Source organism: Pseudoxanthomonas mexicana (genome assembly GCF_001556105.1).
Taxonomy (GTDB): domain Bacteria; phylum Pseudomonadota; class Gammaproteobacteria; order Xanthomonadales; family Xanthomonadaceae; genus Pseudoxanthomonas_A; species Pseudoxanthomonas_A mexicana_A.
Genome location: NZ_LSIF01000060.1, coordinates 59,074 through 72,932 on the forward strand (window position 1 = coordinate 59,074; position 13,859 = coordinate 72,932).

A 13,859-nucleotide genomic window follows, 5' to 3' on the forward strand; every position below is an offset into this window, starting at 1 on the left:
CTCATCATTCCAGTGTCACGAGTAAGCTGTCGGCCTCGACGAAATCGCCCGCGGCGGCACGCACCTCCGCCACCACGCCATCGCGCGGTGCCTTGACTGCCAGCTCCATCTTCATCGCTTCCATCACCAGCAGTTCCTGTCCGGCCGTGACCGCATCCCCCGGCTGCGCCTTCACCAGCACCACGCGTCCCGGCATCGGGGCCGCGATCCTGCCGCCGCTTTCCGCACCGTCCGCGGCGGTCCGACGATAGGCCGGCACCGTTTCCACCGTGACGCGGCGTTCCCCGTCGTGCAGCGTCAGGCGCGTGCCGTGGCGCAGTACGCGGAATCGCCGCGCCTCTCCCTGAATACGCAAACCGAGGTAGCCCCCGGTCAGCTGGGCGCCCTCCACGTCGTAGGCGCCGTCCGCCAGCCGGATGCGGTAGTGACCGGCATATCCCTGTCCGGAGGCCTGCCACGCGTCGTCGCGATGCTGGAAGGCCAGCGGCCGCGCGCCGGCATGGCCCAGGCGCCAGCCGTCCACCCTGGACCAAGGCGAACCGGGCTCGGCGGACTGCGCGGCATGCTCGCGGGCGTCGGTCTCCTGCTGGAGCAGGGTCGCCACGGCAAGGGCGACCTGCTGTGCGCTGTCGAGGCGGGTGGCGGGCATGAATTCGTCTAGGTGGCGGTCCAGATACCCCGTATCGATACGGCCTTCGACCACGGCGGGATGGCGGACCAGACGCTCCAGGAAGCCGATGTTGGACTTGGGGCCGACGATCTCGCAGGCCTCCAGCGCGGCACGCAGCTGGGCCAGGGCTTCCGCACGGTCGGTCCCGTGAACGATCAGCTTGGCGATCATCGGGTCGTAGAAGATGGTCACCGTGTCGCCTTCCGCCACGCCGGCATCCAGCCGGACGTGCTCATCCGGTGCCGGCAGGACCAGCCGGTCCAGACGCCCCGAGCCCGGCAGGAAGCCGGCTTCCGGATCCTCCGCGTACAGGCGCACCTCGATCGCGTGTCCGCGCTGTACCACCGACTCCTGCGTCAGCGGCAGGGGTTCGCCTGCGGCGACCCGCAGCTGCCATTCCACCAGGTCCAGTCCGGTGACGAACTCGGTGACCGGATGTTCCACCTGCAGGCGCGTGTTGATTTCCATGAAATAGAACTGGCCGTCGGGATCGACGATGAACTCCACCGTGCCCGCATTGGCGTAGTCGATCGCCTGTGCGGCCTTCACCGCCGCATCGCCCATGGCCGTGCGCAGGGCTGGCGTCAGGAACGGCGACGGCGATTCCTCCAGCACTTTCTGATAGCGGCGCTGGGCGGAGCACTCTCGCTCGTTGAGGTGCAGGGTATGGCCATGCGTGTCGGCGAACACCTGGATCTCGATGTGGCGCGGCGACTGCACGTAGCGCTCCAGCAAAACGCGGTCGCGCCCGAAGGCATTGGCGGCTTCGCGCTGGCAACTTTCCAACTGGGCGATGAACTCCTCCAGCCGGTGGACGATGCGCATGCCCTTGCCGCCGCCGCCATGCGCGGCCTTGATCATCAGCGGGAAACCGATGCGCGCCGCCTCGCGGGACAGCGTGTTAGGCGACTGGTCCTCGCCGGTATAGCCGGGAACGACCGGCACGCCGGCGGCAGCCATCAGGTCCTTGGCACCGGCCTTGCTGCCCATCTTGCGCATGGACGCGCCGGACGGACCGATGAACACCATGCCGGCGGCCGCGACGGCATCGGCGAAGTCGGCGTTCTCGGACAGGAAGCCGTAGCCCGGATGGATGGCCTGGGCGCCGGTCTTCTTCGCCGCCTCGAGGATGGCATCGCCGCGCAGGTAACTGTCGGCGGGGCGCGGTCCGCCGATCAGATGGGCTTCGTCGGCCTGGCGCACGTGCTGGGCATCGGCGTCGGCGTCGGAGTACACGGCGACGGTGCGGATGCCGAGCCGGCGGCAGGTACGGATGACGCGGCAGGCGATTTCGCCGCGGTTGGCGATCAGGATCTTGGAGAACATCAGGGCTGGGCTTCCGCAGGCAGGTGGCAGACGGCTTCGATGTTGTGGCCGTCGGGGTCGATGGCGAAGGCGCCGTAGTAATCCGGGTGATAGCGCGGGCGCAGTCCGGGTGCGCCGTTGTCGCGCGCGCCGGCGGCCAGCGCTGCCGCATGGAACGCATCCACCTGCGCACGGTTCGAGGCGCTGAAGGCGATGTGTGATCCGCGGCCGGGCTCGCCGCTTCCCTTGCCGATCCAGAAGTGGGGGCGACCGGGCGGTCCGAAACCGCAGCCTTCGTAGCCGCCGCTCTGCGCGCGGGTCACCTCCATCACCACGCCGTAGCCCAGCGTGGCTAGCACGCGTTCGTAGAAGACGCGGCTGTCGGTGTAGTCGGCGACGTCGATGCCCAGGTGGTCGATCATCCGTTCATCCCTTGTGGGTCCACGCTGGCGTGCGCTTGTCGAGGAAGGCGGACAGGCCCTCCTGGCCCTCCGGCGAGACGCGCAGGCGCGCGATCAGATTGGCGTTGTCCGCATCCAGGCGGTCGCGCTCGGCACTGCCGGCCACGCGTGCCACCAACCGCTTCGCGCCGGCGGCGGCCAGCGGGCCTGCCTTCAACAGCAATGCAAGCTGGCGTTCGATGGCGGCATCCAGCGCGTCAGCCGGGACCACGTCATGCAGCAGGCCGATCCGCAGCGCGGTGGCGGCATCGAAGATTTCGGCGGTGGCGAACCAGCGCCTCGCCTCGCGCGGCCCGATGGCGGCAATGACGTACGGCGAGATCACCGCAGGCAACAGCCCCAGCTTGCTTTCGGTCAGGCCGAACTTCGCGTCCGGCACGCCGATGGCGATGTCGCAACACGCGATCAGGCCAACGCCGCCGCCGAACGCGGCGCCGTGCACGCGCGCGATGGTCGGCTTGGGGAGTTCGTCCAGCGTGCGCATCAGGCGGGCGAGGGCGAGGGCGTCCTCGCGGTTGGCCGCCTCGCTGGCGGAGGCCATGCCACGCATCCAGTGAAGGTCGGCGCCGGCCGAGAACGACGCACCGCTGCCTTCCAGTACGACGGCGCGGAGATCGTCGTCGGCGGCGACCTGTTCGAGCGTCGCCGTCAGCGCGGTGATCAGTCCCGCGTCGAAGGCATTGTGGAGGGTGGGACGGTCCAGCCGGATACGTGCCACGGCGCCCGAGCGGGCCAGTACGAGGGGGTGTTCCTGCGGTGATGACGCCATGCCTGCCATTCCCTGCAAAGTCGCCGAATGATAGCGGCACCGTCGGTTGCGGCCGTCGTGCAGTGCGGCGATGCTACAATGAGAACAGTTCGCATTTAAGGCCGTTGCGTGATCCTGACCGAGCTTCCCCGGCGTACGCCCGCTATCGTCGAATCTGTCGAGGACCATGGTCCGCAGGACAGCATCGCCCGTCGCCTGCGCGAACTGGGCTTCGTCAACGGCGAGGAAGTCGAAATCGTGGCGAAGGGCCCGCTGGGTGCCGAACCGCTGCTGGTGCAGGTGGGCTTCACCCGTTTCGCGCTGCGCCGCTCCGAAGCAGCCCGCGTGAGATTGCGCGACGGAGCGGCGGCATGAGCGCGACCGACGCATCGACATTGCGGCTGGCGCTGGTCGGCAACCCGAACTGCGGCAAGACCGCGCTGTTCAACCAGTTGACCGGCAGCCGGCAGAAGGTCGCCAACTACGCCGGCGTCACCGTCGAGCGCAAGGAAGGCCGTCTGCATTCGTCGGCGTCGGGGCGCAGCTATGCGGTGCTCGACCTGCCCGGCGCCTACAGTCTGCACGCCGCCAGCCTGGATGAAGCGGTCACCCGCGACGTCTGCCGTGGTTTCTATCCCGGCGAGCCCGCGCCGGACGTGCTGGTCTGCGTGGTGGATGCCACCAACCTGCGCCTGCACCTGCGCTTTGCGCTGGAAGTGCGTGAGCTTGGCAAGCCGATGATACTGGCCGTCAACATGATGGACGCCGCGCAGCGCCGAGGTATCGTCATCGATCTGGCCGCGCTTGAAAAGGAACTGGGTGTGCCGGTGGTCGAGACGATCGCGGTGAAGCATGGCGGCGCGCGCGCGTTGGTCGAGCGCATCGATGCGCTTGCCGCACAGCCGCACGAACCCCGTACATATCTGGCGGAAGGCACCGACCTGCACGCGGAAACGCGTCGCCTGCTGGCGCTCGCGGTGACCATGCCCACGCGCACCGCGAAGATCGACGACGCACTCGACCGCTGGCTGCTGCATCCGGTGCTCGGCCTGGTGGCGCTGATCGTGGTGATGTTCCTGATCTTCCAGGCGGTCTATGCCTGGGCGACGCCGATGATGGACATGATCGAAGCCGGCACCGGTTGGCTGGGCGAACAGGCCGGCAGCCTGCTGCCCGACGGTCCACTCAAGAGCCTGTTGGTCGAGGGCATCATCGGTGGCCTCGGCGGCGTGGTGGTGTTCCTGCCGCAGATCCTGATCCTGTTCGCCTTCATCCTGGCGCTGGAAGAGAGCGGTTACCTGCCGCGTGCGGCCTTCCTGCTGGACCGGATGATGGCGTCGGCGGGTCTGTCGGGCCGCTCCTTCATCCCGCTGCTGTCGAGCTTCGCCTGCGCCATCCCCGGCATCATGGCCACGCGCAGCATCCAGGACCCGCGCGACCGGCTGGCGACGATCCTGGTCGCGCCGCTGATGACGTGTTCGGCGCGCCTGCCGGTGTATGCGCTGCTGATCGGTGCGTTCGTGCCGGACGAGAAGGTCGGCATCTTCAACCAGCAGGGCCTGGTGCTGTTCGGCCTGTATGCGGCCGGCATCGCCAGTGCGCTGCTGGTGTCGTGGGTGATGAAGAAGTGGCGCCGCGACAAGAGCGAACACGCGCTGCTGCTGGAACTGCCGTCGTACCGCGTCCCGCACCCGCGCGATCTGCTGATCGGCCTGTACGAGCGCGCGATGATCTTCCTCAAGCGCGTCGGTGGCATCATCCTGGCGCTGACCATCCTGCTGTGGTTCCTGCTGAACTTCCCGGCACCGCCCGCGGATGCCGTGGGCCCCGCGATCGACTACAGCTTCGCCGGCCGCATCGGCCACGCGATGGCGGCGTTCTTCGCACCGCTCGGTTTCAACTGGCAGATCTGCATCGCGCTGATCCCGGGCTTGGCGGCGCGCGAAGTCGCTGTCGCCTCGCTGGCGACGATCTACGCGCTGTCCGCTGCCGACGATGAGGCGGCCATCCAGGCGCTGACGCCGGTCATCAGCGACGGTTGGTCGCTGGCCACCGCACTGTCGCTGCTGGTGTGGTTCATCTACGCGCCGATGTGCATCTCGACGCTGGCCACCATCAAGCGCGAGACCAACTCGTGGAAGCAGATGGGCTTCGCCATGTTCTACCTGTTCGCACTGGCCTATCTCGCCTCGCTGGTGACCTACCAGGTCGCCAAGGCGCTGGGCGCGGGCTGACCGATGGACGCGTCGCTGACCGTGCAGTACGCCATCATCGCGGTTGCGGTGGTGGTCAGTGCGTGGGTGGTGGCGAAGAAGCAGTTCCCGGGCCCGGTGCGCAAGGCGCGGGTCGCGCTGGCGTTGCCGCTGCTCAGGCAAGGCCGTGCGGACTGGGTCCAGCGGCTGGGCAAGTGGGTGGCGCCGCCCGGCTTCGCGACCACCGGGAAAGCGTGCGGCGGGTGCGACGGCTGCGGCTGACGACCGTCAGCGCAGCCACTGCACCACGCCGAGTACGCCCATCGAGATGAAGGCGACGAACGATGCGATCGTCGTCCAGCGATTGCCCATCGCGGTCGCCAGGCTGACGCGGTGCCGGCGTGCGTAGAGCCAGTCGCAGGCGGTCACGCCGATAGCGGCACCCGCCAGCGCGGTGAGCCACGGCGAAAGGACATCCGATGCCGGCAACGCGCGCGCCAGCCAACTGGCACCGATCCCGAACCGCAGTGCGTCGAAGAACACGCGGAAGTGCAACAGTGCCGCGGGCAGCACGAGTGCGAACGCCAATGCTGGCACGCCCGGAAGCAGGAAGGCCAGCAACAGACCGGCCAACGCGAGCCAGACCGGCATCAATGCAACCCAAGGTGTGTGCATCGTGCCCGGACGTTCCCGCAGCGCCCACAGCGCGCGCATGACATGCCAAATGCACAGCCCGCCGGCCACCGCGAAGAACGTCATGCCGGTGACGCGGGTGGCGCGATCGGGATCGACGTCGGTCAGTCTGCACAGGCCGGCGATCAGCAGCGTGGCGGCCAGCGCGGTGAGCAGGACCGTCGCCCAGCGCCAGAGGCCGGGATAGAAGGGGTCGGCCAGTCGCTGGAAAAAGGCTTGCTCGCGTGTGTCCAGACCCGGGACGTCGCCGCCATAGTCTGCCGTGAGCCGCTGCGCCAGCCGCGCGGCCCGGATCGAGAAGCCCGGGATGCAGGCGAGCAGCAGCGCGAGCGGCCATCGGAAGGGGCGCTTCAGTTGGCGGATCGTCAGCGGGCGGTCCTCGTCGAAGGCATCTGTGTCCTCGCTCTCCACGGCCCGCATGACCCGCGCACGCTGTTCCAGCCATTCCGGTGGCGTGAAGCCGAAGAATTCACCCAGCACCGCCAGGTTGCCCGGGGAGACGGGTTTGTCCTCGTATGCGATCTGTTCGAACACATCCGAACCGATGCGTCGCTTGACCTCCAGCGAGTACAGGTCGGGATGCTGCGCCAGATGCTGCCGCAGGAGACTGGGCAACTCGTGCGTGGCGCGCGTCATCAGCTCGTCACGCAATCGCGCTTCGTCGACGCGCGCCGCGGCTGGGCTGGAAGGCTCCGCGGTGCCGCCAGGAGGCGTGACGTGCGTCGCCCGTCCATCGGAGTGGTCCGTCTCGAGGATCGGCAGCAGCGAGGTCGTCCCGACCAGGACGTCCTCGTCAGCCTGCTGGACCGTCGTGTCGCGCTGGTACGAGAGGGCCGCTTGGTACGCCTCGTTCAGCCGCTGGAATCCGGCGGGGTCTTCGTCGGGGCGCGTGAGTTTGAGCAGACGCGCGTACGCGCGCTTGATGGTGCGTTCGTCCGCGTCGTCATCGATCTCGAGCAGGTCGTACGGCCATTCGCTCACGCCTGCGCCTCGATGTGCTCCAGCATCCGCGCGAAGTCGGCGCGATGCTCGCGGATCCGTATCGGGTCCTGGCCGTCCAGGACCGCGCGAAACCGCACGAGCGCGTCCTGAAGGTCGTGGCGTGCCCACAGCAACTCCTCGTACAGCCGTTCCGCGCGCGCGATCAGCGCGAGGTTCTCCTGCTGGTCGCGCGGATGCACTTTCAACTCGGACAGGGCGGCTAGGCGCTGGCGAATCTCCTCCGGCGACAGCACGCCGGGGTTCTGCTGCAGGACGACTTCATGCGTCTGTCCGGTCGCCAGTACGGTTGCCTCGACCTGCAGCAAACCGTTGACGTCGTAAGTGAAGCGGATGTCGACCGGGTTTTCGTGGGACGCGCGCGCCGGCACTTTCACCGTGATGGTGCCAAGCTTGACGTTGTTTTCCACGCGGGGACTTTCGCCCTGGTAGATGTTGAATTCCACCTGCGTCTGCAGGTCGCGCATCGGCTGGTAGCGCTCGACGCGACTGACCGGGACGGTGGCGTTGCGGTGGATGATCGGCGAGAAGAGGCCCGTCGTGACCTGGCCGTGGCCATCGTCGCGCCCCGTATCGACGCCGAGCGAATGCGGACAGACGTCGGTGAGGATGATCTCCTCGAGCTTCTCATCGCGCGCTTTCATGCCGGCGGCTACCGCGGCCCCAAGTGCGATCGCCTCGTCGGGATTGATGTGGCGCAATGGCAGCCGTCCGAACATCCGCGACACCAGTCGCGCCGTCAGCGGCATGCGCGAGGCGCCACCGACGAGCACGATGTCGTCAAGCTGCCCCGGCGCCAGCCGGGCATCACGCATCGCGCGCTCCAGCGGCGCCCGCATGCGTTGGACCAGTGGTTCGCAGATGCGAGCGAACGCGGCCTCGTCGACCTGCCACTGGCGTGGCTCGCCCGCCAGGGTGAAATCCACCGTCAGTACGTTGCTGGAGTTCGCGGAAAGTTCGCGCTTTGCCAGTTCCAGGCGTCGTCGCAGGCGTGCATCTTCGGTGGCCGTCAGTTGCTTCGGGTCGAAGGCAATGTCGCGTAGGCAGGCATCGCGCAGCGCGGACAGGAAATCCTCGCCGCCCAGGAAATTGTCGCCGGCGCTCGCATGCACTTCCATCACGCCATCGAACATCTCCAGGATGGAGACGTCGAACGTGCCGCCGCCAAGATCGAAGACCAGGAAGCGGACACCGTCGCGCTGTTGCAGGCCATATGCCATGGCCGCGGCGGTCGGCTCGTTGATGAGGCGCTCGACCTTGATGCCTGCCAGCTCGCCGGCGATCCGCGTGGCCTTGCGTTGGGCATCGCCGAAGTATGCCGGCACGCTGATGACGGCCTCGGTGATGGGCGCGCCGAGATGGCTTGCCGCGTCGGCCAGCAGCGAGCGCAGCACCATCGCGGATAGCTCCTCCGGGCGCAGCGCATGCGTGCCGAGGCGGGTGACGCGGTTGGTCCCCATCCAGCGCTTGAAACTGGCAACGCTGCGCTGCGGATGGGTGATGAGGCGGTCGACCGCGGGCCGGCCGACGACCAACGCTTCGTCCGCATCCACGCTGACGACGGAGGGCGTGAGCAGTTCGCCCAGCGCATTCGGTATCAGGACGGGTCCGTCCGGCCCGTAGTAGCCAACCAGCGAGTGCGTGGTCCCCAGATCGATACCGACGATCATCCAGCCCCCTGCTGGCATCCATGTCGTGTCGAGTGTATCCGGCCGCCTCGTCGGCAGGGAGGGACTCAGTGGCGCGTGCGGCGTCCCGCGGCCTTGCCGGACGCGGGGTTGAGCTCCACCGACAGCACGAAGCTGCGTTGCTCGTGCGGTTGCATGGCACCGACGCCGACCACCTGGCGGGTGATTTCCTCCCCGCGGTCATTGCGGATCGACAGCACCACGCTGTATTCCCAGGCCGCACCCTCGGCCGGTGGCTGCAACGTGCCCTCGATCCGCAGGGGTATCAGCGCGGGCACGGCAGACATGCCCGCGCCGGGTTCGAAGCGCAGGTGATGCCGACAGCCCGGACAGACCGCCGCGCTTTCCAGGATGGTCGCCTTGCAATGCGGACAGGTGCGGGTGGCGCCCGCACTTCCCGGGCGGGGTTGGCTCATGCTGCGGCGCCGGACTCCGTGCCGTTGCCCTTGCCGCCCTTCGCCGGCGTTTCATCCCAACCGAACTCGGCGTTGCCGCGCATGCGTGAACCGGCCGCGACGGTCAATGCCCCCGCCTTGACGTCACCGATCAGCACGCCGGACGACAGCAATTCGACCCGCGACGCCGATTCGATGTTGCCTTCCAGTTCGCCGGCGATGGTGACCTTCTTCGCGCGGACGCCACCGTTGAGCTTTGCGCCGGTTTCGATGGTCAGGTCGCCCTGCACGTTGACGTCGCCCTTGAACTTGCCGGCGATGCGGATATGACCCGTACCCTCGATCTTGCCCTCGATGGTCAGGTCCGCCGCGATCAGCGACTCCTTGAGCGCCTCCTGGGGGGCGCTTCTTTCCACCGGTCGGGTGCCGGGCGGGGCGCTGATGGCAGGCGAGAAATCGGCGGCGACAGGCGCATCACGCACGACGGCGGGGGAGGGTTCGGGCGATGGCGGCGCGGCGTCTTTCTTCGCGGGACCTTGGTCTTTCCAGATGGACATGCAGGGGATGCTCCGGGTGGCAGGGACACCCGACTATCGCCGCCAGCATCGTGACGTGCTGTGACCGGGGCAGCCGATTGACGTCCGTGCGGCGCGCGAGCGGCCACGGTTCACGAGGGAGTCGGGCTTGTGCACGCGACGATCACATCCATGAAGAGGTGCGATCAACCCGGCCCAAGTCGCGGGCTACATGCGGAACACGCCGAACTTTGCCGGCTCGATCGGTGCATTCAGCGAAGCCGAGATGCCAAGGCCGAGCACGCGGCGTGTATCCGCCGGGTCGATGATGCCGTCGTCCCACAGGCGCGCCGTCGCATACCACGGGCTCCCCTGGGATTCATATTGCTCGCGGATGGGCGCCTTGAAGGCATCTTCTTCTTCCGGCGTCCACGTCTTGCCGGCGGCCTCGATGCCATCGCGCTTCACCGTGGCCAGCACGCTGGCCGCCTGTTCGCCGCCCATCACACTGATGCGCGCGTTCGGCCACATCCACAGGAAGCGTGCGCCATAGGCGCGGCCGCACATGGCGTAGTTGCCGGCGCCGAAGCTGCCGCCGATCACCACGGTGAACTTCGGCACGCTGGAGCACGCCACCGCCGTGACCATCTTGGCGCCGTCCTTCGCGATGCCGGCGTTCTCGTACTTGCGACCCACCATGAAGCCGGTGATGTTCTGCAGGAACACCAGCGGAATGCCGCGCTGGTTGCACAGCTCGATGAAGTGCGCGCCCTTGAGTGCGCTCTCGCCGAACAGGATGCCGTTGTTGGCAATGATGCCCACGGGATAGCCATGCAGATGCGCGAAGCCGGTGACCAGCGTCTTGCCGTAACGCGCCTTGAACTCGTCCAGTTCGCTGCCATCGGTGATGCGTGCGATCACTTCGCGGATGTCGAACGGGCGACGGGTGTCCTTCGGCACGATGCCGTACAGCTCGTCGGCGGCGTACAGCGGCTCTCGCGCGTCGCGCGCGACCACGGACAGCGGCTTGCGCCGGTTGAGATGGCCCACGATGCCACGCGCGATCTCCAGCGCATGGCGGTCGTCTTCTGCGAAATGGTCGGCCACGCCGGAGAGGCTGGTATGCACGTCGGCGCCGCCCAGGGCCTCGGCGTCGACGACTTCGCCGGTGGCCGCCTTCACAAGCGGCGGACCGCCCAGGAAGATCGTGCCCTGTTCCTTGACGATGACACTCTCGTCGCACATCGCGGGGACATACGCACCGCCGGCGGTGCAGCTTCCCATCACGACGGCGATCTGCGGGATGTTCTCGGCCGACAGCCGCGCCTGGTTGTAGAAGATGCGACCGAAGTGCTCCTTATCCGGGAATACCTCGTCCTGCAACGGCAGGAAGGCGCCGCCGGAGTCCACCAAGTAGACGCAGGGAAGCCTGTTTTCGCGGGCAATTTCCTGTGCCCGCAAGTGCTTTTTGATCGTCATCGGGAAGTACGTGCCGCCCTTGACCGTCGCATCGTTGGCCACGATCACCACTTCATTGCCCATCACCCGGCCAATGCCGCAGACCATGCCGGCGGCGGGCGCGGCGCCCTCGTACATGTCTTCGGCGGCCAGCGGCGCGATCTCCAGGAACGGCGAACCGGGGTCGAGCAGGGCGGTGATGCGATCGCGCGCAAGCAGCTTGCCGCGTTCGGTGTGCCTGGTTCGCGCCTTCTCGCCACCGCCATCGGCAGCATGGGCGAGTCGGCGATCCAGTTCCTGCACCAGCACGCGGTGGTAGGCCGCGTTGGCGGTGAAGTCGGGCGAGCGCGGATCGAGTTGCGAGGCGATGGCGGGCATGCGGCACGGAGCAGCGGGAAAGGCGGCATCAGACCACGAAGGCGCCCTACGCGCCAAACCGCACTGCAAAAAAGCCACGCGTCGCTCAGGCATCGCATGTCGATCCGGCCTGGCGTCCGCGGCGATCGAGCGCACACCAGAAACGACAAGGCCCGCTTGCGCGGGCCCTGTCCGATTCGCGATGAAGCGAGTCGATTAGTGCTTGGCTTCGTCAGCCTTGGCTTCGGCCTTGCCGGCGACTTCGGCGGCCTTGTCGGCGGTTGCCTGGGCGGCATCGGCGGTGGCCGAGGCAGCAGCAGCAGCGGCGTCGGTGGCAGCGGCTTCGGTCGCGGCAGCAGCGTCGGAAGCGGCGGCGGTGGCGGCGGCAGCAGCGTCGGTGGTCGCGGCGGCAGCGGCGTCGCCCGCAGCAGCAGCGGCGTCGCCGGCGGCGGACGCGGCATCACCCGCAGCCGTGGCGGCCTGGTCGGCGGCGGCAGCGGCGTCTGCAGCGGCCTGGTCGGCGGTTTCGCTCTTTGAGCAGGCGCTGAGGGCCAGGACGGCGGCAGCCAGCAGGACGGTGGTCTTGATCTTCATGTGGATCCCCAAATCGGTAGGTGTGGAAGAAGGTGGCGCCGGGATGACGACGTCCGTTCGTCCTCGAACCGAGGTGGCGAACCGGGGAGCCAAGCCCGGATACAGAAAAGGCCGCCAGTGAACTGGCGGCCTTCTCAGTTTAACGCTAAATCAGGCAACCGCCAGCAGATTACTGCTTGGTGGCTTCCTTGGCAGCGTCGGTCGCGGCTTCGGCGGTGTCGGCAGCCTGGGCAGCGGCGTCGGCAGCAGCGTCAGCGGCTTCCGTCGTGGTGGCGGCAGCAGCGTCGGTCGCGGCGGTCGCGGCGGCGTCAGCAGCGGCGTCGGCAGCCTGTTCCTGGTTCGAGCACGCAGCCAGGGCGAAACCCAGAGCCAGCGCGATCAGAGCCTTGTTCATGGTCATCGTTGCATTTCCTCGTCGTTAGTTAGGCAACGCGCAATTGCGCGCCTGCAACATGATGACAAGCCCGTTACCCGTGTCAAGCGGCTGGCCGGTTATCTTTGTCAATCCGTTGTTAATTCCTATGGGCGGAGCGAAATCCTCCCGCGCCGCCCCCGGAACTGCGCAAAACCGGTCAGACGACCTCGACCGCGATCGCGGTCGCTTCGCCGCCGCCGATGCACAGGGTGGCGATACCGCGCTTGGCGCCGCGCACCCGCAGCGCATTGACCAGGGTGACCACCAGGCGGGCACCCGACGCGCCGATCGGATGTCCCAGGGCGCAGGCGCCGCCATTGACGTTGACCTTGGCGTGCGGGATGCCCAGTTCCTTGATCGGCGCCATCGCCACCACGGCGAACGCTTCGTTGATCTCGAACAGGTCCACCTGGTCCACGGTCCAGCCGACCTGCTTGAGCAGCTTGTCGATGGCGGCGACCGGGGCGGTGGTGAACCACTCCGGCGCCTGCGAATAGGTGGCGTGGCCGACGATCTTCGCCAGCGGTTGCAGGCCGCGTTTCGCAGCTTCGTCAGCGCTCAGCAGGACCGTGGCGGCGGCGCCGTCGGAGATGCTGGAAGAACTGGCGGCGGTGACGGTGCCATCCTTCTTGAAGGCCGGCTTCAGCGTGGGGATCTTGGCGAGGTCGGACTTGCCCGGCTGTTCGTCGGTGGCGACCTCGACCTCGCCCTTGCGGGTGGCGACCTTCACAGGAACGATTTCGTCGTTGAACGCGCCCGCGGCCTGCGCGGCCTGCGCACGGGTGACCGATTCGATCGAGTAAGCATCCTGTTCTTCGCGGGTGAAGCCGAACTTGGCCACGGTGGCCTCGGCGAACACCCCCATCGGCTGGCCGTCGTACGGGCTGGTCAGGCCGTCCCACGCCATGTGGTCGACCGCCTGGAAGTTGCCGTAGCGATTGCCGGTGCGCGAATTGGGAATCAGGTGCGGTGCATTGCTCATCGATTCCATGCCACCCGCGACCACGATGCTGGCCGAGCCGGCCTTGATCAGGTCATGCCCCAGCATGATCGCCTTCATGCCCGAGCCGCAGACCTTGTTGATGGTCGTCGCGCCGGCGGCATCGGGGATGCCGGCCGCGCGCGACGCCTGGCGCGCGGGCGCCTGGCCCAGGTTGGCCGGCAGCACGCAGCCCATGATGACCTCGGACACGTCGGTGGCGGGAATGCCGGACTGCTCCAGCGCTGCCGCGATGGCGGCGGCACCCAGCGTCGGGGTGGGAACACCGTTGAACTGGCCAAGGAACGAGCCGATGGCGGTGCGCTTGGCGGCGGCGATGACGATGTCGGACATGGAGACTTCCCGCGTGGAGTGAGGTCCCGATTATCC

Annotated in this window: 14 protein-coding genes; 3 read left to right on the forward strand and 11 right to left on the reverse strand. The window is 67.8% G+C overall.

The window, feature by feature from the left end; translation table 11 throughout:
- Nucleotides 1-4 precede the first annotated feature (4 nt).
- From AX730_RS10805 to AX730_RS10815, 3 genes are read right to left on the reverse strand one after another with little or no spacing between them, the layout of a single operon-like run.
- A complete protein-coding gene (locus tag AX730_RS10805) occupies nucleotides 5-1,996 on the reverse strand; it encodes an acetyl/propionyl/methylcrotonyl-CoA carboxylase subunit alpha (RefSeq protein ID WP_062356076.1) in 1,992 nt (663 codons plus the stop codon).
- Complete coding sequence (locus AX730_RS10810) at nucleotides 1,996-2,397, reverse strand: VOC family protein (RefSeq protein WP_062356079.1); 402 nt, start codon at nucleotides 2,395-2,397, stop codon at nucleotides 1,996-1,998. The genes AX730_RS10805 and AX730_RS10810 overlap by 1 nt, the downstream gene beginning before the upstream one ends.
- 4 nt (nucleotides 2,398-2,401) lie before the next feature.
- Nucleotides 2,402-3,205: an enoyl-CoA hydratase-related protein gene (locus AX730_RS10815; protein ID WP_062356150.1), complete on the reverse strand. Its 804-nt coding sequence runs from the start codon at nucleotides 3,203-3,205 to the stop codon at nucleotides 2,402-2,404.
- A 108-nt stretch (nucleotides 3,206-3,313) separates the two neighbouring features.
- Between AX730_RS10815 and AX730_RS10820 the strand changes: the two genes are divergently transcribed.
- From AX730_RS10820 to AX730_RS10830, 3 genes are read left to right on the forward strand one after another with little or no spacing between them, the layout of a single operon-like run.
- Entirely contained in the window at nucleotides 3,314-3,559 is a 246-nt protein-coding gene (locus AX730_RS10820) for a FeoA family protein (RefSeq protein WP_062356082.1), read from the forward strand.
- Nucleotides 3,556-5,418, forward strand: coding sequence for a ferrous iron transport protein B (gene feoB, locus AX730_RS10825; RefSeq protein WP_062356085.1), 1,863 nt, complete (start codon nucleotides 3,556-3,558; stop codon nucleotides 5,416-5,418). Before AX730_RS10820 ends, feoB begins: the two co-directional genes overlap by 4 nt.
- A 3-nt stretch (nucleotides 5,419-5,421) precedes the next feature.
- Nucleotides 5,422-5,658, forward strand: a complete 237-nt coding sequence (locus AX730_RS10830) for a DUF6587 family protein (RefSeq protein ID WP_062356088.1) — start codon at nucleotides 5,422-5,424, stop codon at nucleotides 5,656-5,658.
- Between the two features lie 6 nt (nucleotides 5,659-5,664).
- On the opposite strand, the gene AX730_RS10835 is transcribed toward AX730_RS10830, so the two are convergent.
- The 8 genes from AX730_RS10835 to AX730_RS10870 form a co-directional block, all read right to left on the reverse strand.
- A complete protein-coding gene (locus AX730_RS10835; protein ID WP_062356091.1) occupies nucleotides 5,665-7,050 on the reverse strand; it encodes a J domain-containing protein in 1,386 nt (461 codons plus the stop codon).
- Nucleotides 7,047-8,738: a molecular chaperone HscC gene (locus AX730_RS10840; RefSeq protein WP_062356094.1), complete on the reverse strand. Its 1,692-nt coding sequence runs from the start codon at nucleotides 8,736-8,738 to the stop codon at nucleotides 7,047-7,049. Before AX730_RS10840 ends, AX730_RS10835 begins: the two co-directional genes overlap by 4 nt.
- Before the next feature lie 65 nt (nucleotides 8,739-8,803).
- On the reverse strand, nucleotides 8,804-9,172 hold the full coding sequence (locus tag AX730_RS10845) for a hypothetical protein (RefSeq protein ID WP_062356097.1): 369 nt from the start codon (nucleotides 9,170-9,172) through the stop codon (nucleotides 8,804-8,806).
- Entirely contained in the window at nucleotides 9,169-9,708 is a 540-nt protein-coding gene (locus tag AX730_RS10850; RefSeq protein WP_062356101.1) for a bactofilin family protein, read from the reverse strand. The genes AX730_RS10845 and AX730_RS10850 overlap by 4 nt, the downstream gene beginning before the upstream one ends.
- A 186-nt stretch (nucleotides 9,709-9,894) precedes the next feature.
- Complete coding sequence (locus AX730_RS10855; protein WP_062356104.1) at nucleotides 9,895-11,502, reverse strand: carboxyl transferase domain-containing protein; 1,608 nt, start codon at nucleotides 11,500-11,502, stop codon at nucleotides 9,895-9,897.
- Nucleotides 11,503-11,697: 195 nt separating this feature from the next.
- Complete coding sequence (locus AX730_RS10860) at nucleotides 11,698-12,075, reverse strand: hypothetical protein (protein WP_062356107.1); 378 nt, start codon at nucleotides 12,073-12,075, stop codon at nucleotides 11,698-11,700.
- Between the two features lie 169 nt (nucleotides 12,076-12,244).
- On the reverse strand, nucleotides 12,245-12,475 hold the full coding sequence (locus AX730_RS10865) for a hypothetical protein (protein WP_062356110.1): 231 nt from the start codon (nucleotides 12,473-12,475) through the stop codon (nucleotides 12,245-12,247).
- A 172-nt stretch (nucleotides 12,476-12,647) separates the two neighbouring features.
- Entirely contained in the window at nucleotides 12,648-13,823 is a 1,176-nt protein-coding gene (locus AX730_RS10870) for a thiolase family protein (protein ID WP_062356113.1), read from the reverse strand.
- Nucleotides 13,824-13,859 lie beyond the last annotated feature (36 nt).

Bases quoted from the DNA above. Each gene is read 5' to 3' on its own strand.
- AX730_RS10830 (WP_062356088.1), top strand. From the start codon at position 5,422: ATGGACGCGTCGCTGACCGTGCAGTACGCCATCATCGCGGTTGCGGTG.
- AX730_RS10850 (WP_062356101.1), bottom strand. From the start codon at position 9,708: ATGTCCATCTGGAAAGACCAAGGTCCCGCGAAGAAAGACGCCGCGCCG.
- AX730_RS10855 (WP_062356104.1), bottom strand. From the start codon at position 11,502: ATGCCCGCCATCGCCTCGCAACTCGATCCGCGCTCGCCCGACTTCACC.
- feoB (WP_062356085.1), top strand. From the start codon at position 3,556: ATGAGCGCGACCGACGCATCGACATTGCGGCTGGCGCTGGTCGGCAAC.
- AX730_RS10860 (WP_062356107.1), bottom strand. From the start codon at position 12,075: ATGAAGATCAAGACCACCGTCCTGCTGGCTGCCGCCGTCCTGGCCCTC.
- AX730_RS10815 (WP_062356150.1), bottom strand. From the start codon at position 3,205: ATGGCGTCATCACCGCAGGAACACCCCCTCGTACTGGCCCGCTCGGGC.
- AX730_RS10865 (WP_062356110.1), bottom strand. From the start codon at position 12,475: ATGACCATGAACAAGGCTCTGATCGCGCTGGCTCTGGGTTTCGCCCTG.
- AX730_RS10870 (WP_062356113.1), bottom strand. From the start codon at position 13,823: ATGTCCGACATCGTCATCGCCGCCGCCAAGCGCACCGCCATCGGCTCG.
- AX730_RS10840 (WP_062356094.1), bottom strand. From the start codon at position 8,738: ATGATCGTCGGTATCGATCTGGGGACCACGCACTCGCTGGTTGGCTAC.
- AX730_RS10805 (WP_062356076.1), bottom strand. From the start codon at position 1,996: ATGTTCTCCAAGATCCTGATCGCCAACCGCGGCGAAATCGCCTGCCGC.
- AX730_RS10810 (WP_062356079.1), bottom strand. From the start codon at position 2,397: ATGATCGACCACCTGGGCATCGACGTCGCCGACTACACCGACAGCCGC.
- AX730_RS10845 (WP_062356097.1), bottom strand. From the start codon at position 9,172: ATGAGCCAACCCCGCCCGGGAAGTGCGGGCGCCACCCGCACCTGTCCG.